The organism is Sinomonas sp. ASV322 (genome assembly GCF_030908245.1).
Taxonomy (GTDB): domain Bacteria; phylum Actinomycetota; class Actinomycetes; order Actinomycetales; family Micrococcaceae; genus Sinomonas.
Map to the genome: position 1 here is coordinate 1 of NZ_JAVFJJ010000018.1, position 19,648 is coordinate 19,648.

General features: G+C 68.5%; 15 protein-coding genes. 8 read left to right on the forward strand and 7 right to left on the reverse strand.

Annotated features, from left to right (window positions below; genetic code table 11):
* Positions 1 to 258 precede the first annotated feature (258 nt).
* The gene (locus RBS12_RS17675) at positions 259 to 783 is read right to left on the reverse strand and encodes a gamma carbonic anhydrase family protein (RefSeq protein WP_307967467.1); all 525 of its coding nucleotides are present in this window, start codon (positions 781 to 783) and stop codon (positions 259 to 261) included.
* 105 nt (positions 784 to 888) lie between these two features.
* On the opposite strand from RBS12_RS17675, the gene RBS12_RS17680 reads away from it, so the two are divergent.
* From RBS12_RS17680 to RBS12_RS17710, 7 genes are all read left to right on the forward strand, one after another.
* Positions 889 to 2,082: an ROK family transcriptional regulator gene (locus RBS12_RS17680; protein ID WP_307967468.1), complete on the forward strand. Its 1,194-nt coding sequence runs from the start codon at positions 889 to 891 to the stop codon at positions 2,080 to 2,082.
* A gap of 127 nt (positions 2,083 to 2,209) precedes the next feature.
* Positions 2,210 to 3,754 (forward strand): multiple monosaccharide ABC transporter ATP-binding protein, encoded by a 1,545-nt coding sequence (gene mmsA, locus RBS12_RS17685; protein WP_307967469.1) that lies wholly within the window; start codon positions 2,210 to 2,212, stop codon positions 3,752 to 3,754.
* Between the two features lie 26 nt (positions 3,755 to 3,780).
* On the forward strand, positions 3,781 to 5,061 hold the full coding sequence (gene mmsB, locus RBS12_RS17690) for a multiple monosaccharide ABC transporter permease (RefSeq protein WP_307967470.1): 1,281 nt from the start codon (positions 3,781 to 3,783) through the stop codon (positions 5,059 to 5,061).
* Positions 5,062 to 5,221: 160 nt separating this feature from the next.
* Positions 5,222 to 6,322 carry a substrate-binding domain-containing protein gene (locus RBS12_RS17695; RefSeq protein WP_307967471.1) on the forward strand — a complete coding sequence of 367 codons (1,101 nt, stop codon included), beginning with the start codon at positions 5,222 to 5,224 and terminating at the stop codon, positions 6,320 to 6,322.
* Between the two features lie 241 nt (positions 6,323 to 6,563).
* A complete protein-coding gene (locus RBS12_RS17700; protein WP_307967472.1) occupies positions 6,564 to 7,643 on the forward strand; it encodes a Gfo/Idh/MocA family oxidoreductase in 1,080 nt (359 codons plus the stop codon).
* Between the two features lie 113 nt (positions 7,644 to 7,756).
* Positions 7,757 to 8,614 (forward strand): hypothetical protein, encoded by an 858-nt coding sequence (locus RBS12_RS17705; protein WP_307967473.1) that lies wholly within the window; start codon positions 7,757 to 7,759, stop codon positions 8,612 to 8,614.
* A 78-nt stretch (positions 8,615 to 8,692) separates the two neighbouring features.
* Positions 8,693 to 10,093 carry a hypothetical protein gene (locus tag RBS12_RS17710; RefSeq protein ID WP_307967474.1) on the forward strand — a complete coding sequence of 467 codons (1,401 nt, stop codon included), beginning with the start codon at positions 8,693 to 8,695 and terminating at the stop codon, positions 10,091 to 10,093.
* Positions 10,094 to 10,505: 412 nt separating this feature from the next.
* Here RBS12_RS17710 and RBS12_RS17715 read toward each other — a convergent pair whose 3' ends face one another.
* Complete coding sequence (locus RBS12_RS17715; RefSeq protein ID WP_307967475.1) at positions 10,506 to 12,728, reverse strand: NADP-dependent isocitrate dehydrogenase; 2,223 nt, start codon at positions 12,726 to 12,728, stop codon at positions 10,506 to 10,508.
* A 412-nt stretch (positions 12,729 to 13,140) separates the two neighbouring features.
* Between RBS12_RS17715 and RBS12_RS17720 the strand changes: the two genes are divergently transcribed.
* Positions 13,141 to 15,024: a sialidase family protein gene (locus tag RBS12_RS17720; protein ID WP_307967476.1), complete on the forward strand. Its 1,884-nt coding sequence runs from the start codon at positions 13,141 to 13,143 to the stop codon at positions 15,022 to 15,024.
* A gap of 91 nt (positions 15,025 to 15,115) precedes the next feature.
* Here RBS12_RS17720 and RBS12_RS17725 read toward each other — a convergent pair whose 3' ends face one another.
* The 5 genes from RBS12_RS17725 to RBS12_RS17745 all read right to left on the reverse strand — a co-directional run bounded on the left by RBS12_RS17725 (position 15,116) and on the right by RBS12_RS17745 (position 19,556).
* Entirely contained in the window at positions 15,116 to 16,357 is a 1,242-nt protein-coding gene (locus RBS12_RS17725) for an ABC transporter permease (protein ID WP_307967477.1), read from the reverse strand.
* Between the two features lie 16 nt (positions 16,358 to 16,373).
* A complete protein-coding gene (locus tag RBS12_RS17730) occupies positions 16,374 to 17,051 on the reverse strand; it encodes an ABC transporter ATP-binding protein (RefSeq protein ID WP_307967479.1) in 678 nt (225 codons plus the stop codon).
* A 41-nt stretch (positions 17,052 to 17,092) separates the two neighbouring features.
* Positions 17,093 to 18,343 (reverse strand): peptidoglycan-binding protein, encoded by a 1,251-nt coding sequence (locus RBS12_RS17735; protein ID WP_307967480.1) that lies wholly within the window; start codon positions 18,341 to 18,343, stop codon positions 17,093 to 17,095.
* A 20-nt stretch (positions 18,344 to 18,363) separates the two neighbouring features.
* Positions 18,364 to 18,546, reverse strand: coding sequence for a hypothetical protein (locus RBS12_RS17740; RefSeq protein WP_307967481.1), 183 nt, complete (start codon positions 18,544 to 18,546; stop codon positions 18,364 to 18,366).
* A 698-nt stretch (positions 18,547 to 19,244) separates the two neighbouring features.
* On the reverse strand, positions 19,245 to 19,556 hold the full coding sequence (locus RBS12_RS17745; protein ID WP_307967482.1) for a beta/gamma crystallin domain-containing protein: 312 nt from the start codon (positions 19,554 to 19,556) through the stop codon (positions 19,245 to 19,247).
* Between the last annotated feature and the right edge of the window lie 92 nt (positions 19,557 to 19,648).

Here is a 19,648-nt window from a genome sequence, read left to right on the forward strand (position 1 = left end):
CCACCCACGGGAAGTGACCCCAAACGCTCCGCCACCCACGGGAAGTGACCCCCAAACGATCCGCCACCCACGGGAGGTGACCCCCAAAACTCTCCCCCACCCACGGGAGGTGACCCCCAAACGATCCGCCACCCACGGGAGGTGACCCCCAAACGATCCGCCACCCACGGGAGGTGACCCCCAAACGCTCACCCACCCGCGGGAGGTGACCCCCAAACGATCCGCCACCCACGGGAGGTGACGGCGCAACCGGAGGGGTCAGAGGGCGGCGACCGCCTTGCGGTGGGCTCGGGCGAGATCCACGTAGTGGGAGGCGTTGCGGTGCACGCTCTGCACCTCGTCGTCGGTGAGCTCGCGGCGCACCTTGGCGGGCACGCCCGCGACGAGGGAGCGGGGCGGGACGATCGTGCCCTCGAGGACGACGGCGCCCGCGGCCACGAGCGAACCCTCGCCGATGACGGCCCCGTTCATGATGGTCGCGCTCATGCCGACGAGGACGTTGTCCTCGACCGTGCAGCCATGCACGACGGCGTTGTGCCCGATCGAGACGCCCGCACCCACCGTGCACGGGAAGCCCGCGTCGGCGTGCAGCACGACGTTGTCCTGCAGGTTGCTGCCCGCGCCCACGATGATGGTTGCGGTGTCCGCGCGAACGGATACGCCGTAGAACGCACTCGACCGCTCGGCGAGATGCGCGTCCCCGATGATGCTCGCGGTCGGGGCAACGAAGGCGCTCGGATGAATGTCGGGGCTCTTGCCCCCGAAGTCGATGACTGGTGCCATGGGCCAAGACTAATTGGCCTCTGACGAGCCACGTCTTTGCGCCACAATTTGGACTTTTGTGTTCACTTCTTGACGGCAAGCGTGCTCGGGACCATGCTGTGAGCCATGGTCTCCACCCTGCGTTCGACGGCGAGCGCTTCCGACAACCCCGGCTCTCAGTCTGCACTCAGGCGGCTGAACGAGCAGCGCATCGTGGAAGCGCTCATGGCGGGCCCCGCCACCCAGGCCGAGCTCTCGCGTGCCACGGGGCTCTCGACCGCGACCGTCTCGAACATCGTCAAGGTCCTCCAGGAGGCCTCGATCGTCGCGACTGAGCCGACCACAAGCTCGGGCCGAAGGGCCCTGAGCGTGCGGCTCAACAGCAACAGCGCCGTGGCCGTCGGGATCGACTTCGGCCGGCGGCACCTGCGCGTCGTCGTCGCCAATCTCGGCTATGACATCCTCGCCGAGGAGACCGTGTCCCTCCCCCTCGGCCATCGCGCGGACGTCGGGATCGCCGCCGCCGTCGACGTCCTCGACAGCCTGCTCGACGACGCAGGAATCGACCGGCGGGACATCCTCGGCGTGGGCACCGGCATCCCTGGGCCGATCGACCACAGGACAGGCTCGGTGGCCCAAGGGGCGATCCTGCCCGAATGGGTCGGCTTCAACCTCCTGAGCCATCTCGAGGAGACCCTCGGGCTCCCCGTCTTCGTCGACAACGACGCCAATCTCGGCGCCCTGAGCGAGGTCACGTGGGGGCCACACAGCTCCGTGGCAAATCTCATGTTCGTCAAGATCGGATCGGGCATCGGAGCCGGCCTCATCCTCAACGGAGAGCCGTTCTACGGGCATGTCGGTGTGACCGGCGAGATCGGCCACGCGACGATCGCCGAGCACGGCCTGGTATGCCGCTGCGGGAATCGGGGATGCCTCGAGACGGTCGCGTCGACGACGACGATGGTCGAGCTCTTGAGCCGAGGGCGGAAAGAGCCCATCACCCCCGACGACATCGTGAGTCAGGCCCTCGCGCACGACCCGGCGACGCTGCGCGTGATCGACGACGCCGGGCTCGCCGTCGGACGTGCCCTCGGCAACGTCGCAAACCTCATCAACCCCGAGGTCATCGTCCTGGGCGGGCCCCTCGCGGAGCTCGGCGACCTCTTGCTCGACCCCGTCCGCCGCGGCCTCCGACGCCACGCCGTGCCCGTCATCGGGCAGACGACGACGGTCGCGATGTCGTCCCTCGGGACGCGCGCTGAAGTGCTCGGGGCCGTCGCGCTCGTCTTCCAGCATGCGGACATTTCGCACCACGCGTAGGAAGCGTTTGTATCGATTGCGTTAAAGCCTTGACGACAACCTGAGCGAGACTGTTTACTCATTTGTCAGACGGCCTCGCTCGAGCGGATGGCCGGACAACGGGGTTCGACCAGGAGGCGAAGGGCGTATGGCTGACCAACCTGTAATCCTGCAGATGCGATCCATCACCAAGGAATTCCCGGGAGTCAAGGCGCTCTCGGACGTGAACCTCAGCGTCAAGGCCGGCGAGATCCACGCGATCTGCGGCGAGAACGGCGCTGGGAAGTCAACTCTCATGAAGGTGCTCTCGGGCGTCTACCCGCACGGCACCTACACGGGCGACATCGTCTACCAGGGCTCAGTGCAGGAGTTCAAGGACATCCGCGCGAGCGAGCACGCGGGCATTGTCATCATCCACCAGGAGCTCGCGCTCATCCCCGAGCTCTCGATCATGGAGAACATCTTCCTCGGCAACGAGCCCGCGAAGCGCGGCGTGATCGACTGGAAGGAGGCCCGCCGTCGTTCGCTCGACCTCATGGCGCGCGTCGGGCTCTCGGAGGACCCGGACACCCCGATCAAGGAGATCGGCGTCGGCAAGCAGCAGCTCGTCGAGATCGCGAAGTCGCTCAACAAGTCGGTCAAGCTCCTCATCCTCGACGAGCCCACCGCGGCGCTCAACGAGACCGACTCGCAGCACCTCCTCGACCTCATCCTGGGGCTCAAGGGCCGCGGGATCACGTCGATCATCATTTCCCACAAGCTCAACGAGATCGAGCAGATCGCGGATTCGATCACGATCATCCGCGACGGAAAGTCGATCGAGACGCTCGACGTCAAGGCCGACGGCGTCGACGAGGACCGCATCATCAAGGGCATGGTCGGGCGCACGCTCGAGTCTCGCTTCCCCGACCACACGCCGAAGATCGGCGGGGTGCTCTTCGAGGCGAAGGGCTGGACCGTCCAGCACCCGACCGTCGCCGACCGCCTCGTGTGCAAGGGCTCGGACTTCTTCGTGCGCCAAGGCGAGATCGTCGGGTTCGCGGGCCTCATGGGCGCTGGCCGCACAGAGCTCGCACGCTCGATCTTCGGCCACTCGTACGGCAAGTTCCTCTCGGGCCAGACCTTCATGCACGGCAAGGAGGTCAAGATGCACAACGTCCCGCAGGCTATCGATGCCGGACTCGCCTATGTGACCGAGGACCGCAAGACGCTCGGCCTCAACCTGCTCGACGACATCAAGTCGACGACCGTCTCCGCCGCGCTCAAGAAGATCACGAAGGGCCTCGTGGTCGACGAGAACCGCGAGTACCAGGTGGCCGAGGAATACCGGAAGTCGCTCCGGACCAAGGCCCCGAACGTCGACGAGGGCGTCTCAAAACTCTCGGGCGGCAACCAGCAGAAGGTCGTCCTCGCCAAGTGGATGTTCACCGATCCCGAACTCCTCATCCTCGATGAGCCCACGCGCGGCATCGACGTCGGTGCGAAGTACGAGATCTACGGCATCATCCAGAGGCTCGCCAGCCAGGGCAAGGGCGTCATCGTCATCTCCTCGGAACTGCCGGAGCTGCTCGGCCTCTCCGACCGCATCTACACCATCTTCGAAGGCTCCATCACGGGCGTCCTCGACAAGGAGGAGGCCACCCAGGAGAACCTCATGAAGTTCATGACCCAAGCCCGCAAGAACGCAGCCTGAAGCAGGAAGAGAGCCTAGGAAAGACCATGGACGCCCTCAAGAAGCTCTTCGGCGGCAACGCCCGCCAGTTCGGCATGATCTTCGCCCTCGTGGCGCTGATCGTCCTGTTCCAGATCCTCACCGGCGGGCTGACCCTCACGCCGGACAACGTCATCAACCTGTTCAACGGCAACTCGTACATCCTCATCCTCGCGATCGGCATGGTCCTCGTGATCATCGCGGGCCACATCGACCTCTCGGTGGGCTCGGTCTCCGCGGCGGTCGGCATCATCGTGGCCATCACGATGCGCGACTGGCACCTCCCCACGTGGGTCGGGATCCTCCTTGGCCTCGTGATGGGCGCGATCATCGGCGTCTGGCAGGGCTTCTGGGTCGCCTACGTCGGGATCCCGGCGTTCATCGTGACGCTCGCGGGCATGCTCATGTTCCGCGGCTTGAACCAGTTCATCGGCCAGTCGAACACGATCCCCGTTCCGAAGGACTTCCAGTACATCGGCGCCGGCTACCTGCCCGAGATCGGCCCCGACACGGGCTACAACAACCTGACCCTGCTCATCGGCCTCGTCGGCGCGGCCGCCGTCGTCTACTTCGAGCTCAGGAGCCGCCGCGCAGCGAAGGCGCTCGGCGCCGAGGTCCCCGAGCTCTGGGTGACGGTCACGAAGCTCGTGCTCATCGCCGCCGCGATCCTCTACGCGACGTACCTCTTCGCGACGGGCCGCCCCGGCACGTCCTTCCCGATCCCGGGCATCATCCTCGGCGTCCTCGTCCTCCTGTACGGCTTCGTCTCCGCGAAGACGATCGTCGGCCGCCACGTCTACGCGGTCGGCGGCAACCGCCACGCGGCCGAGCTCTCCGGCGTCAAGTCCAAGCAGGTCAACTTCCTCGTCATGATGAACATGGCGATCCTCGCGGCCCTCGCCGGCATGGTGTTCGTCGGACGCTCGACGGCCTCGGGCCCGTTTGACGGCACCGGCTGGGAGCTCGACGCGATCGCGGCCGTGTTCATCGGCGGCGCGGCCGTCACGGGCGGCGTCGGCACCGTGATCGGATCGATCGTCGGTGGCCTCGTCATGGCCGTCCTCAACAACGGCCTCCAGCTCCTGAGCATCGGTGCCGACCGCACGCAGATGATCAAGGGCGCCGTGCTCCTCGCGGCCGTCGCGTTCGACGTCTACAACAAGACGCAGGGCAAGAAGTCGATCATCGGCCTCCTCATGCGGGGCATCAGCGGCAACGGCGGCCGCGGCGTCCCGGCACAGCCGGACGAGACGACCAAGACGAGCGAGGTCGTCGCGAAGGAGGCCTAGGACCTCACGCTTCGCGCCACCCGCAGCCCCTCGGCCCACCCCTTAACCCACCCGACCCACCCCTTAACCCACCCTTTTTGTCCCTTCTACCTGGTTCCACCCTGTGCACCACCCTCCACCCCACGATTTCCCCACCGGAAACCACAGAAAGCGAAACACCATGCGTATGTTTGGCAAGGCAGGAAAGGCAGCAGCAGTCGCTGCCATTGCAGCACTGGCGCTGACCGCCTGCGGTCGCTCGGAAAGCCCTTCCAGCGGGGGCACAAGCGGAGCCTCGGGAGGCTTTGCCGCGAACTCCACGATCGGCGTCGCGCTTCCCCAGAAGACCTCGGAGAACTGGGTGCTCGCGGAGAACCTGTTCAACGACGGCCTCAAGAACGCGGGCTTCACCGCGAACGTCCAGTTCGCGAACGGCGGCGTCACCGAGCAGCAGAACCAGATCTCGTCCATGGTGACGAAGGGCGCGAAGGTCATCATCGTCGGCGCGATCGACGGCTCGCAGCTCGGCACCCAGCTCGCCCAGGCGAAGGCCGCGGGCGCGACGATCATCGCGTACGACCGCCTGCTCAAGAACACCGACGCCGTCGACTACTACGTCGCCTACGACAACTTCAAGGTCGGTGTCCTCCAGGGCCAGGCGCTCCTCCAGGGCATGCAGGCCAAGAAGCCGAGCGGCCCGTACAACATCGAGCTCTTCGCGGGTTCCCCGGACGACGCGAACGCGAAGGTCTTCTTCGACGGCGCCATGAGCGTCCTGCAGCCGAAGATCGACGACGGCACGCTCAAGGTCGTCTCGGGCCAGAAGTCGTTCGACCAGGCCGTGACCCAGGGCTGGAAGGCCGAGAACGCGCAGAAGCGCATGGACACGCTCCTCGCGGCGAGCTACAACTCCGCGGCGCTCGACGGCGTCCTCTCCCCGAACGACACGCTCGCCCGCGCGATCATCACCTCTGTCAAGAGCGCTGGCAAGCCGGTTCCGGTCGTGACAGGCCAGGACTCCGAGGTCGAGTCGGTCAAGTCGATCATGGCGGGCGAGCAGTACTCGACGATCAACAAGGACACGCGCAACCTCGTGGCCAAGGCGATCGACATGGTCAAGAAGCTCCAGGCCGGCCAGAAGCCTGACATCAACGACGACCACTCGTACAACAACGGCACCAAGGTTGTCCCCGCGTTCCTCCTCCCGCCGGTCATCGTCACGAAGGCCAACGCCAAGGAGGCCTACGCGAACGACCCGACCCTGAGCAAGCTCACGTCCTAGTCGCGCCGGCAATCCGCGCAATACGGCGGCCGTCCCACTCGGGGCGGCCGCCGTCGTCGTCGGTGGACTGTGGCCCGTCGGCGCTCCAGCCCGTTTCTTCCGGCGCCCGCACCGTTTTGCACGGAACACGCCGCGTTCCGGACCGATTGGGAAATCACAACCGGGCGGGACCGGGAGCCCGGCGAAAACACCGACCCGGATCTCGGCGTCCGTGAAAGGCGTGCGTGAAAGGATGGGGCGTATGACGCGTCACATTCAGCACCCGTGGCTCTTGCTCCAGGACAACCCTGACCCGCTCGCGGCAACCGGCACCACGGTGCGCTGGGGTGTCGCCGCGACAGGCGGGATCGCCCGGACAGTCGTGCGGGACCTCGCGATGCTCCAGGACGTGGCGCTTCAAGGAGTGAGCTCGCGCAGCATCGAGCGGGCCGCGGACTTCGCGCGCGAATTCGGCTTCCGGCGCCACTATGCGGACGACGGCGGGGTGCCCGGCTACGTGACGCTGGCCCGGGATCCCGACGTCGACATCGTGTACGTCGCGACGCCGCACGCCCAGCACTACGAGGTAGCGAAGGCCGCGATCGAGGCCGGGAAGCACGTCCTCGTCGAGAAGGCGTTCACGGTCAACGCGCATGAGGCCCACGAGCTCGTGGACCTCGCGAAAGCACGCGGCGTGTTCCTCATGGAGGCCGTGTGGTCGCGGTTCCTGCCCTCGATGCAGCGCGCGTTCGAGATCGCCGAATCCGGGGAGATCGGCGAGGTCCAGTGGGTCTCCGCCGACCTCGGATTCCCCGCCCCGAAGGACCCCTCGAACCGTATCTGGGCCGTCGATTCCGGCGGCGGAGCGCTCCTCGACCTCACGGTGTATCCGCTCCTCTGGGCGGTCGGGACGCTCGGCTTCCCCGATTCGCTCACGGCGCTCGGCAGCCTCAACGCCGACGGCGTCGACCAGCAGAACGTCCTTGCCCTCGGCTACAGCGGCGGCCAGCTGGCCACGCTCACGTCCTCGCTCCTCGCCCACGGTCCGCGCGCCGCGACCGTGGCCGGCTCCGAGGGAGTCCTCACGACGGTCGGGAGCATCAACAACCCGAGGGAGCTCGTCGTGCGGCGCGGATGGGATCCGCCCCGGACCGAGAAGTTCGACGTCGTAGGGCGCGGCTACGTCTACGAGCTGCGCGAGGCGACCCGATGCGTCCAGCAGGGCCTCGTAGAGAGTCCGACGATGCCGTGGTCGCACACGCTCAGCACGATGCGGCTCTTCGATGGTGTGCGGCGGCAGCTTGGCGTGCGGTACCCCAACGACGAGCGCGCGTCGCGATAATCCATATCCTTCACGCTATTTTTCGCTGATCCGACTCTGGTGCGGTCGGACCCCGAGTCCTACGATGGCCGCGTTGTGTGGCAACCGAGCCCTGAAGCTGGGGAGGAGGGGACATGCGGTTGACGCCACCAGCGCGATCTCGCGCCCTCGCCTTCTTGGCCCATGCTGTCGCCGCCGCTGGCCTCGGCCTCGGATGGCTGCTCCTCTCGGGCACAGCGGCCGACGCGTCCAATGGACCCGCGATCCCGCCACCTGCACCGGCCTCCGTGACATCCGCCGTGGCTCCCGTCGTCCAGGCGGCGTCGGGGGCGCTTCCGGCGGTGCCCGGCCTCCAGGCAGCCGGCGCCGCAACAGTGCAGAGGACGACGACGGCGCTCGCCGCCAGCGTGGAATCGGCCCCGAGCGCTGCAGCACCCGTGCTGACGGGACCGCTCGCGCCAGCTGCGCCAGTCGCCCAAAGCCTCGCCTCCGCGGTGGGGCACACCGTGGCCTCGGCCGGCGATACGCTCAGCCAGGTCGTGGCCGCACCGCTACCGATCGTGGATGCGCTGGTCACTCCGGCCGGGCAGGCGCCATCCGGCGACGTGTCGCTGCCGGCTGCCCCCGTACTCGTGGCATCTGAGCAGGTTCAGCTCGCGCCCCCCGTCGGCGACGACGGCAAGGCAGTCACGCCCGGCGCTCCGGGGGAAGCCCGCGACTGGCTGGCCTTCACCCTCTCCGCGACGCCGTCGGGCGCCGCCCTCGCCGCGGGAGACCCGCGGGCCGCCCTGCCCGACGAACCCTTGTTCTCCCCGGAACCCGCCCGCTCGGGCTCTGGTTCCGCGAGCGCCTCCGCCGATGGCCCGGGCGCCGCGACCCTCGCGGCTGGATTCCTGCTGGCCCCTGCATGGCTCGTGAGCGGCCGAATGCGTGGGCCCTGCGGTCTCATGCCGCCTTCCCCGGCCTTCGATCCCGGATCAACTCCCGACTGACAGGGGACGAGTCTGCCCTCTGTGGCGGACGCATGCGTCCCGGCGCTCGCGAGCGCCCTGTCTAGTCAGGAGAATGCCATGAACACCCTTGCGCGCCGAGCACTTCTCGGCGTCCTTGCCGCCGGCGGCCTCCTAGGCCTCGGCGAAGCGGCCGCAATGGCCGACAGCGCGACAGCAGCGGCCAACCCGGTCGCGACTGTCTCCATCCCGGTGATGGCTCAGTCTTCGGCGGGACCGCCGTCGACTGGCCCAAGCCTCGTTCTCACCGCTCCTGTGAGCGTTGCCTCCAGATCCACCGCGCAGGGCACTCCCGGGGTGCCGGCGGTTTCAGTGCCGGCGGTTTCAGTGCCCGTCGTGTCGGTGCCGACCGTGTCGGTGCCGACGGTTCCCCATGTCAGCGCGCCGGTTGGGAGCGTGCCCGTTGACACGGCACCGGCTGTTGCAGGGCCCGTTGGCACGTCCTCAACGCCGTCCCCGGTCGTCGCGGCGCAGGCTTCTTCAGGCGCCGGCGGCGCTGTGAGCGGACTCGTCTCGCTGCCAATCGCGACGACACCGTTCACGTCCGTCGAGGCGACGACGACCAACGGCGACTCGGGCTCGGCAACGATCTCGTTGCCTGACCTCACCGGGCTCACCGGCACCGCCCCCGCCGTCGGACTCCCCGACCTCACCGGGCTCACCGGCACCGCCCCCGCCGTCGGACTCCCTGACCTCATCGGGCTCACCGATGGGCTAGGTTCCCTTGCGGAAGCGCCGTCCCTCCTCACGGGTGCGCTCGCCGGCCCCGGCGCCGAATCGGCGGGGAACCCGAACCCGCTCGACGTCCTTCTCGGCCTCAACGCCCCCGTGCCGGCCGCGAGCGCCCTCTCGCTGGGGCTCCCGAGCCCCGACCTGGGCACCGGGGACCTGCTGTCGGTCCTCATGAACTCAGCGGCCCCAGGCTCGGCGACGGGTCCGAATGAAGCCGCCGGAGGACCGGCTCCGGAGCTCGTGGCGGTCTCGCCTTCGGGCACGGCTGCGAACGAACCTCCCGCAGGCGGGACAAGTGCCCGAAGCACATCCGGCTCGACCGCCCCGCTCGTCGGCTCGCTCGTCGCACCGACCAGCGGCGGCGCGTCCGGCGGCACGTCCGAGGCCCCAGCCGGCGGCGCAGCCACGGCCAACGGGGGGTCCCCGGCGGGTGCCGTGCCGAACAACGGCGGCCCGCCCGCTGGAAGCGGCAACGGCACCCCCGGCACGGGATCCGCCGCCGCCGGGCCGCAGCAGTGCCTCGCGCCGAGCTCCTTCGTCGGCGAGGGTCCACTGAACGGGCTGACCATCGAGGCGCTCGTGGCCCTCTCGGCATTCCTCGGGATCGGGCTCGGGCTGGCGCTGGGCGGGCTGTCAGCTGGCAGGCGGTCCACCGGCCGCCGTCCAGCGGACGGCCGCTCGGCCGGTGTCCGCGGCGTCAGGACGTTCCCTGCCGCAATGATGCCCTGAGACCCCGCCCGGGGAGGCCACCTAGACCAGTCGATCTGGGCAGAGCTGACTGGGATGGGGGCCTGGCCTCCCCGGGACCGGGCCCCCGGTGCCCGGCACACCCCGCGTGCCGGGCACCGGGGAGGGCAGCAGACCAACAGAATGAGTCTCAGACAAAGGACCGAGCGACATGTACAGCATCGGCAACTGGCCAGATCCCATGTAGTGATCAGCCGGACCCGTTAGGAGATCATCAGGGAGGAGGGATGCCAAGCCCGACCATCTGCGGGCGGACCTGGCTTGGCGCGGCGCTGGGGGCCGCGCCAAGCCTGGCCGTCCGCCGGTCGATCCGCAGAAACGGCGAAGCCCCGCACTCGGGAGAGCGCGGGGCGCCGCGATGGAGCCGGTGCCTCGCCAAGAGGCGGCCGGCTGACTAGCCGCGCAGGCCGTCGACGATGCCGTTGAGGGTCGCCGAGGGACGCATGACGGCGTAGGTCTCCGCCTCGTCAGGGCGGTAGTAGCCGCCGATTTCGACGGCGTGGCCCTGGACCCCGAGGAGCTCGCCCACGATGGCCTCCTCCTGGGCAGCGAGCGCCTCGGCGACGGGCGCGAACGCGGCGGCCAGGCCGGCGTCGTCCGTCTGCTCGGCGAGCTCCTTGGCCCAGTACTGCGCAAGGTAGTAATGGCTGCCCCGGTTGTCGATCGTCCCGAGCTTGCGGCCCGGGGACTTGTTCTCGAGGAGGAACGTGCCGGTCGCGCGGTCGAGCGTGTCGGCGAGGACCTTGGCCGCCGGCAGGTTCGCCTGCTCGGCGTAGAGCTCGAGCGAGGGAACGAGCGCGAAGAACTCGCCGAGGCTGTCCCAGCGGAGGTAGTCCTCTTCGAGGAGCTGCTGGACGTGCTTCGGGGCAGAGCCGCCCGCACCCGTCTCGAAGAGGCCGCCACCCGCGATGAGCGGGACGACCGAGAGCATCTTGGCGCTCGTGCCGAGCTCGAGGATCGGGAACAGGTCAGTGAGGTAGTCGCGGAGCACGTTTCCCGTGACGGAGATCGTGTCCTCGCCGCGGCGGATGCGCTCCACCGTGAACTTCGTGGCTTCTTCCGGGGAGAGGATCTCGATCTGGAGGCCCTCGGTGTCGTGGTCGTTGAGGTACTCGCGCACCTTCGCGATGAGGTTGCGGTCGTGAGCGCGCGTCTCGTCGAGCCAGAACACGGCCGGCGTCTTGGACGCGCGGGCACGCGTGACGGCGAGCTTGACCCAGTCGCGAATCGGCACGTCCTTGGCCTGGCATGCGCGCCAGATGTCGCCCTGCGCGACCTCGTGCTCGATGAGCACGTTGTCCGCGCCGTCGACGATCTGGACGCGGCCGGCGGCAGGGATCTCGAACGTCTTGTCGTGGCTGCCGTATTCCTCCGCAGCCTGCGCCATGAGGCCCACGTTCGGGACGGTGCCCATCGTCGTGGGGTCGTAGGCGCCGTGCGCGCGGCAGTCCTCGATGACGGCCTGGTAGACGCCCGCGTAGGAGGAGTCCGGGAGGACCGCGAGGGTGTCGTGTTCCTGGCCGTCCGGGCCCCACATGTGGCCGCCGAGGCGGATCATGGCCGGCATCGACGCGTCGACGATGACGTCCGAGGGGACGTGCAGGTTCGTGATGCCCTTGTCCGAGTTCACCATGGCGATCTCGGGGCCCTCGGCGAGGCCCTTCGCGACGAGCGCCGTGACGCCCTCGCGGACGTCCTCGGGGAGCTCGTCGAGGCCGTTGAGGATCGAAGCGAGGCCGTTGTTCGGGCTCAGGCCGGCGGCAGCGAGCTGCTTGCCGTACGTGGAGAAGAGCTCGGAGAAGTAGGCCCTGACCACGTGGCCGAAGATGATCGGGTCCGAGACCTTCATCATGGTCGCCTTGAGGTGGGCCGAGAAGAGGACGCCCTCCTCCTTGGCCCGCTCGACCTGCTCGGCGAGGAACGCGTCGAGGGCGGCGGCGCTCAGGAACGTGCCATCGATGACCTCGCCCGCGAGGACCTTGAGGCCCTTCTTGAGGTCCTTGACGGTGCCGTCCTCGAGGACGAGCTGGATCGTGAGCGTGTCGTCCTTCGGGATCACGACCGACTTCTCGTTGTGCCGAAAATCACCGGCGGCCATGGTCGCGACGTTGGTCTTCGAGGCGGGGGACCATGTGCCCATCGAGTGCGGGTTCTTGCGCGCGTAGTTCTTGACCGAGAGCGGCGCGCGGCGGTCCGAGTTGCCCTCGCGGAGCACCGGGTTGACGGCGGAACCCTTGATCTTGTCGTAGCGCGAGCGGATGTCTGTCTCCTCGTCGGAGGCGGGGTTGTCCGGGTAGTCCGGAACCGCGTAGCCCTGCGACTGGAGCTCGGCGATCGCGGCCTTGAGCTGCGGGATCGACGCCGAAATGTTCGGGAGCTTGATGATGTTGGCCTCGGGGCGCTTCGCGAGCTCGCCGAGCTCGGCGAGGGCGTCCGCCGTGCGCTGCTCCTCCGCGAGGTAATCGCCGAACGTGGCGATGATGCGGCCCGAGAGGGAGATGTCGCGGGTCTGCACGTCAACGCCCGCCGTCGAGGCGAAGGCCTGGATGATCGGAAGGAACGAGTGGGTCGCCAGCATGGGCGCCTCGTCCGTGTGGGTATAGATGATCGTGGCCATGGGTGGCGCCTCCCTGGAGGTCAGCAGACCGCGACGACGGTGTGCGTCAGCGTTCGCCGCAGCATGCATGCGTGATGCTATGTCAACGTCCTTAACTTACCGGTTCCCAGGGCGTGGCGCGGTTCGTGACAGATTCCCCGTCGCAGGGCGCGCGGATTCGGGCCCGTGAGTCGTTGTCGGCCGGCCAGCACCGGCCCTACCCTTGTGCGTGTTCCGTCCTCCGCCCCGCCGAGGGGCGGAGGAGCACTTTGGTTCGGCGGTTTCGCGCCGCCGAAGCGGCGTGTTGTCGGTGCTGCTGAGGACGCCGGCATCGGGCCGCACACAGCCTGCCTGTGCTCCGCACGGGCGGCACCCTCCGCCGTCGTCCGTGTGCGAGCGGCGGCCCCGTGGTCCCCATGAGGAGCATCCCCAGATGTCAATCCGTCCGTCCCTCGGGCGTTCCCTCGCGGTCGTGCTAGCCCTGACCGGGCCGCGCACCCCGCGATCAGGACGCCTGTCCCTGCGTTCGAGAAGCGTTGTCGCGCTGGCCGCGGCGTCGGCCATCGCGCTCGCCGCGGCACCCGCCGTCAGCTCGGCCCCCATCAGCTCTCCCACTACCGGTGACGCCATCGTCACGTCCGGGAGCCCAGCCGTCCCGTTCCCCCAGAACAAGCAGAACGAGCCGTCGATCGCGCGCGACCCCATCTCGGGAACCCTGATCGCGGGCGTCAATGACGAGATCGACCTCGCTCCGTGTGTCCAGCGCGCCAGCGGGGCCGGGTCCTGTCCGTTCACCCCCGGAGTCGGCCTGAGCGGGGTCTATTTCTCGACGGACAACGGCGCGTCCTGGAAGCAGCCCACCTACGCGGGATTCTCGGCTCGCAGCGGCACCGGCAAGGCGGGAGGCCCGATCGGGACCCTGCCCAACTTCGCCGAGGCCGGGCTCGTGTCCGGCGGCGACCCCATCGTGTCCGTCGGACCCCGGCCGGACGCCCAGGGACACTTCTCGTGGAGCAACGGAAGCCGGTACTACTACTCGAACCTGACGGGCAACTTCCCGGGGACGAGCACCCTCGTGACGCCCAATTTCGCCGTGGCCGTTTCCCACACTGACGACGTCAAGGGCGCCGTCGCGGGCCACAACGCCGCGTGGAGCGCGCCGTCTATCGCGAGCGGGCGCCTCAACCCCGTGCTGTTCGACGACAAGAGCAGCATGTGGACCGACAACGCCGCCTCGAGCCCCTTCTTCGGGCGGGTCTACGTTTCTTGGACCGCGTTCCGCGCGGCCAACAACACGCACACCCCGTCCGAGCCGGAGCCCATCTTGGCGGCCTTCTCGGATGACGGCGGCGACACGTGGTCGCAGCCCGCGCAGGTTAGCCCGGCCCACGACAGCGCCCACAACGGCGGTCGGCAGGGCTCGACGATCCGCACCGACTCCAAGGGCAACGTCTTCCTGTTCTTCGAAGGCACGGTCGGGACCCAGAGCGTGCAGATGATGGCCGTCTCGGATAACGGCGGCCGCCAGTTCAGCACGCCGCGGCCGGTCGCTGACGTGGCCGACGTCGGCGTGCTCGACGCGTTTGCGAACAGGTTCACGTTCGACGGCTTCGCAGGCGCGCGGACCAACAGCTTCCCGAGCGTGGACATCGCGAACGGCGCGCCGTCCGGACAGGGAGCGAGCGACCGGATCCTGCTGGGCTGGAGCGACGCGCGGAACGGCCTCGGGCACGAGGAGGCGCTCCTGCAGACGTCTGCCGACGGCGGCGCAAGCTGGTCGACGCCGGTGTCTGTGCAGGCCCGCGGCGACCGGCCCGATTTCACCGCCGTGGCCATCAGCCCGGACGGCCGGACCGCCTACGCGGTGTATGACGCGTTCCACGCCGTCTACACCGACCTGAGCGCGCCCCGGCCCATGGAGGGCGTCGTCGTCGCCCTCAATGGCGATCTCAGCGGCCCGGTGTCGATGCTGCACCGCGGAGTCAGCGGAGACGCCCGCGCGGCGTCCTCGAACAGCCTCGTGAGCGAGTTCATCGGCGACTACAACTCGGCCGTCGCGAGCAACACCGCGGTCTACCCCGTGTGGAACGACGTGCGCAACGGCGACAACTGCAACGCCGTGGACGCCTACCGCACGGCCCTCCGGACGCCGTCGGGCTCGGCCGCCAACGCGTCGAGCGGCACCGATTGGGGCGAGGACAGCTCCACGGCGGCGAGCACCGACACGACGCCGCCTCGGCCGTTCCCGCCCGCGGCCTGCGGCGCAGGTTCGCGGTTCGGGAACTCCGACATCTACTCGGGAGTGTTCAGCCGCTAGGCAGCACTCGGGCGCCTCGTCACCGCTCTCGCGGCTCCACGGTCCGGATGGACCTTGGAGCCGCGATTGCGTGCCGGAAACGCATTGGCTTCTAGCGGTGCAGGGCTTCCAGAGGAGGGACTCGGGCAGCGCGGATGGCGGGGTAGAGACCAGCGAGCGCACCGGTGACGGTCCCGATGAGGGGCGCAGTGAGGGTGACGGCTGGGTCGAGGATCGCGGTCCATTGCAAAAGAAGGGCCACACAGAGAATGGCGGCCACGGCCAGCGCCGTTCCAACAAGTCCCCCGAGCGTGCCGACGAGGATTGCCTCGGCGAGGAACTGCACATAGACGTCGCGGGGTCGTGCGCCCAATGCGCGGCGCAGACCGATCTCGCCAGTGCGCTCGACGACTGCGACGAGCGTCGTATTGGCGATGCCAACCCCGCCGATCAGAAGCGTGAGCGCGGAAAGCGAGAAGAACACGGGGTTCAGCGCGGCGAACACGCTTTCCTCTACTGCGCGGTCGGTGCGCGGTGGGTTGACGCGGAGCAGCTCGGGTCGGTCCGGCCGCAAGGCCACAGGCAGCTGGCGGGCCACTTGATCGGCAGCCCCGAGCTCGGTGGCCACGAGCATGGCCGCGGCACCGGTGGACGAGGGCTGACCATGGGCTGCGCGCGCAGTGGTGTCGGGGATGAAGACTGCTGACAGCGCTCCGGCCTGTCGTTTCACGTCGTCGATAATCCCTACCACGGTGTAGGAGGCTCCGTGAAGGAACACGGTCGGTCTCAGGGCGGCAGAGGTCACACCGAGCTGCGCGGCAGCGTCCTTGCCGAGGACGGCGACACGAGTCTCGCGGGCCTGGTCGAAACGATTGAACAGTGTTCCGGAGGAGGTGTGGGCTCCGAGCGCCTCGAGGTATCCGGGGGAGGCGGCGTAGACGCCGAGCTGCCGTGGCATGACGCGGGGGTCGAGCGTCGTAGTAACATCGGCCGGCCCTCCAGGTAGAGGCCACGACACCCCTGCGGCGGTGACCCCACGCAGGCTGCCGACGACCTGGTCCGCGTCGGCAGGGAACGAGGCCAGGGTGCCGTCGAGGCTCGCTGGGCCGACATCGTCGACGGTGACTTCGGTGGCCCGGAGCACCGAGAAGGTACCGGTGATCTGCGCGGCGGCCATGCCGGTGAGGCCAAGCACGACGACGAACGCCCCGACACCGAGAAGGGTGCCCAACATGGTCATCACAGTGCGTCCCGGCCGGACTGTGAGGCTGTTCAGGGACTCTGGCAGCAGGTCGCGCCAGGCCAGCCGGGTTCTCACCACGGGCGGGCGCACCAAGGGCTTCTTCCACCTCACTGGGTGGCCCTCCTTGTCATGGGCTGGCTTCGGGGAACAGCCGCCCGTCGCGCAGGATGACGCGCCGCTCGGCCCGCGCCGCTGTCGCCTGGTCGTGGGTGATCACGATGACCGTGACTCCCTGCGCGTGCAACTCGTCAATCTGGTCCAGGACCGCAGAGGCGGTGGCGGAGTCGAGGTTCCCCGTCGGCTCGTCGCAGAGCAGGATGCTGGGTTCTCCGACGAGGGCGCGGGCGATCGCCACACGCTGCTGTTCGCCCCCGGAGAGGGTCGACGCCAGCGCGTCGGCCTTCGCTCCGAGCCCCACCCGATCCAGGGCGGCCTGCGCGGCGGAGAGGCGCTGGCTGGCCCGCGCGCGGGTGTAGAGCAGACCGAGGGCCGCGTTCTCGGACGCCGTGTAGTGCTTCAGGAGCTGGAAGTCTTGGAACACGAAGCCGATCCGGCGTCCGCGCAGGGCGGTTCGTTCACGCTCGGCCAGCCCACCCGTGTCCACGCCGCCGAGCAGGTAGTCGCCTCCGCTGGGCACGTCGAGCAGGCCCAGGAGGCTAAGCAGCGTGGACTTCCCCGACCCCGATGGGCCGAGCACCGCCAGATACTCGCCCGCCCAGACCGTCAGGTCGACGGGCCCGAGGGCCCGGACCCGCGGCGGGCCGGCGTGCACCTTGGCAAGGCCCTGCGTCTGGATGACCGGCACCAGACGGTCCTTCTCCGACGACTGCGATGTCCTTCCGGGAATCATCCGGTGACGACCCTGTCCCCAGCGTGGAGCGTCCCGCCTTCGTGCGGGGTCACCTCGACGAGTCCCTCGCTGATCATCCCGGTGCGCACCTTCACCGTGGTGCGGGTCCCGTCGCCGGCAAGAACGACGACGGACGTGTCCCCGGATGCCTCGCTCACGACGGCGGAGGAGGGGACCGTGAGCACCGGCCCGTCAGTGGCGGCCCCAACGATCTGGGCTCTCACGCTCAGCCCGAGCCAACTGAGGTCCAGCGGCTTCTCCGGGGCCACGAGCACCGGGTATCCGGTCCGGGCGCCTGTCCCTTGTCCGGGGTTCAGGCCCGCTCCCGTGCCCCCGCCTCCCAGGTTGCCTTGGGCTCCCGTGGTCCCGCCCTGATCGGGCCGGGCGTTCTGGCCGGCGCCGGAGGTGAACGCGCCGACCTCCTTCACGACGCCGTCCATCTGCCGGCCGGCGATGTCGTCGGTGATGAGCACCCTCTGACCGGCCTTGATCCCACCCTGTTCGCCGGAAGGGACCATCGCCTGGACCATGAGCGCCCCGGTATTCAGCTCGATGAGGGGGTCCGTGTCCGTTTCCAGCGGCGCGCCGCTCGCGGCGGGCACGCTCGCGATAGTGGCCGGCAGGATGGGGACAAAGGACAGCTCGGACAGCGGAACGATGGTCGCGTTTCCGCTGCCCGATGTCGTGTACCCGGCCCTCGCGTAGAGCCGTGCGACGGCATTCTGCGTCCTCCAGTCGAAGACCCCGGTGACCAAATCGGAGGACAGATCGCCAGTGGCTGCCAAGGCCTTCTGCAATTGCCGGACATCCTGCCCCTCGATCCCGCGTCCGAGATCGCGGTACGCGGGCACCTCCCCGGTCATGGCGAAGAGTGGCCGTCCCGAGATCTCCAGCACGACCTGCCCAGATTCAACGCCCGCCCCCTTCGACAGGGGCCTGCCGGTCACCACCCGCCGCCCCGACGACCCCGCTGTCAGCGATCGGACCTTGAACGTGGCGGGCGCCTCGACGATGGCCCGGACGGCGACGGTCTGCGCGAGCGGCATGCTGCGGACCTCCGCCGTGAGGACCCTCGGTGGCGGCGGGGACAGCTCCGACGCCAACTGGGCGGGAGACTTGACGGACCATGACGCCACGAGCCCACCCACGGCCAGCACCGCGGCGGCCACGGCCACTGCGAGCAGCGCCCGCTGCCTTCGCACCGTGCGGCTCAACGAGCGGAACCCTTCCTCACGTGGAAGGACCATCTCCTGCCCCTCGGGAATAGTCATTTCGCACGGCGAAGATAGCCGTCCCAATCCGCCGCGAACGCGTCCAGGGCCGCGCGATGCTTGGCGATGTACTCCTGGTCGTACGCCGTCTGAAGGGCAGCCCCGATCCCGACGAGATTTGTTGAGATCTTGCACTGGACGTCCGCTACCGCCGCCGCGATCTCGGTCGAATCAGCCACCCCAACTCCTCGCCACCGTGGATCTCCGATAGCGGCACGCGGATCGTCATAGCCGAAGCCGCGGTCCTTCATGCAGGCCCGCCACGCGGCTACGGCCGTCACATACCGCGAATCCTGCGCGGGCACCTTGGGACCGCGGTCCGGAAGGAGCCCCTTTCCAGCAAACGCCCCCCAAAAATGACCCCCGAGGGCAGATTCCCCCTCCTTGAAGCACGATTCAGTGGTATCTGGAGTGCCGCCCTGCGGAGGTTGGAAGAACATACCTCCGGGCACGTCGGGAGGCCCCTTGTATCCAAGGGCGGGCGCACGCTGGACATCGAAGAACCCCCAAAGCTCCGAGCGCACAACGCGGTCCGCGATCTCGCCGCGGAGACCGGCCCGCAATTTTTCAGGCTCAGCGACCGTGATGGTCCCTTTCGCTCCATTTCTGGCGAAGCACGAATTCGCCGCCGCGGTGAACACCGCATAGAGCTGCTCGTATTGGTCCGCCGACGGGAGATACCGGTCGATCGGACGGGTGACCTGTTCCGGTCGCGACACCGTGAAAACTGTACCCAGTGAGGGTTCCGCCGCGGCTACGGACTCATCGCGTGCCGGAGCGCAGGATGCACACCCGAACGCCAGACAGAGCACCACGATCCCAGCGAGCCAGGAGAAACCCAACGTTCGCACGTTCAACAGAGGATCTCGACGGCCGGTCAGTAGATAGCGACCAGGCCGACTGCCTGACGCGGAAAGGCAGCAGTCCTCCAGTGGTAGAACGTCTGCCAGCCTCCCGAGCTGAACTTGATGTACCCGGCATTGTTCCCCGCGGAGAGCCCCTGGACATCAGCAAGGTACACGTCTACGTAGCCCGCGTTGGCCCAGCAGGTGGTCTGTCCTGATTGGAGCCACAGGTATTCGTAGCTCGAGCAGTCGACCCGGTTGATTGCGTTCGCCGCGGCCGCGCTGGAAAGAACCAAGGCCGCGGCGACCCCTGCCGCAAGGAACGTTCTACTGACCTTTCGCATTACTCCCCCTTGTGAGCTCATGTCAGGCGCGTGAAGAGACGCGCACTCTTGCACTGTAGCGCCAAGGGAAAGTACGGAGAGGCCGCAGGATC

Excerpts from the sequence above, each read along its gene's own strand:
- RBS12_RS17675 (WP_307967467.1), bottom strand. The coding sequence starts at position 783 with ATGGCACCAGTCATCGACTTCGGGGGCAAGAGCCCCGACATTCATCCG.
- RBS12_RS17680 (WP_307967468.1), top strand. The coding sequence starts at position 889 with ATGGTCTCCACCCTGCGTTCGACGGCGAGCGCTTCCGACAACCCCGGC.
- mmsA (WP_307967469.1), top strand. The coding sequence starts at position 2,210 with ATGGCTGACCAACCTGTAATCCTGCAGATGCGATCCATCACCAAGGAA.
- mmsB (WP_307967470.1), top strand. The coding sequence starts at position 3,781 with ATGGACGCCCTCAAGAAGCTCTTCGGCGGCAACGCCCGCCAGTTCGGC.
- RBS12_RS17695 (WP_307967471.1), top strand. The coding sequence starts at position 5,222 with ATGCGTATGTTTGGCAAGGCAGGAAAGGCAGCAGCAGTCGCTGCCATT.
- RBS12_RS17700 (WP_307967472.1), top strand. The coding sequence starts at position 6,564 with ATGACGCGTCACATTCAGCACCCGTGGCTCTTGCTCCAGGACAACCCT.
- RBS12_RS17705 (WP_307967473.1), top strand. The coding sequence starts at position 7,757 with ATGCGGTTGACGCCACCAGCGCGATCTCGCGCCCTCGCCTTCTTGGCC.
- RBS12_RS17710 (WP_307967474.1), top strand. The coding sequence starts at position 8,693 with ATGAACACCCTTGCGCGCCGAGCACTTCTCGGCGTCCTTGCCGCCGGC.
- RBS12_RS17715 (WP_307967475.1), bottom strand. The coding sequence starts at position 12,728 with ATGGCCACGATCATCTATACCCACACGGACGAGGCGCCCATGCTGGCG.
- RBS12_RS17720 (WP_307967476.1), top strand. The coding sequence starts at position 13,141 with ATGTCAATCCGTCCGTCCCTCGGGCGTTCCCTCGCGGTCGTGCTAGCC.
- RBS12_RS17735 (WP_307967480.1), bottom strand. The coding sequence starts at position 18,343 with ATGGTCCTTCCACGTGAGGAAGGGTTCCGCTCGTTGAGCCGCACGGTG.
- RBS12_RS17745 (WP_307967482.1), bottom strand. The coding sequence starts at position 19,556 with ATGCGAAAGGTCAGTAGAACGTTCCTTGCGGCAGGGGTCGCCGCGGCC.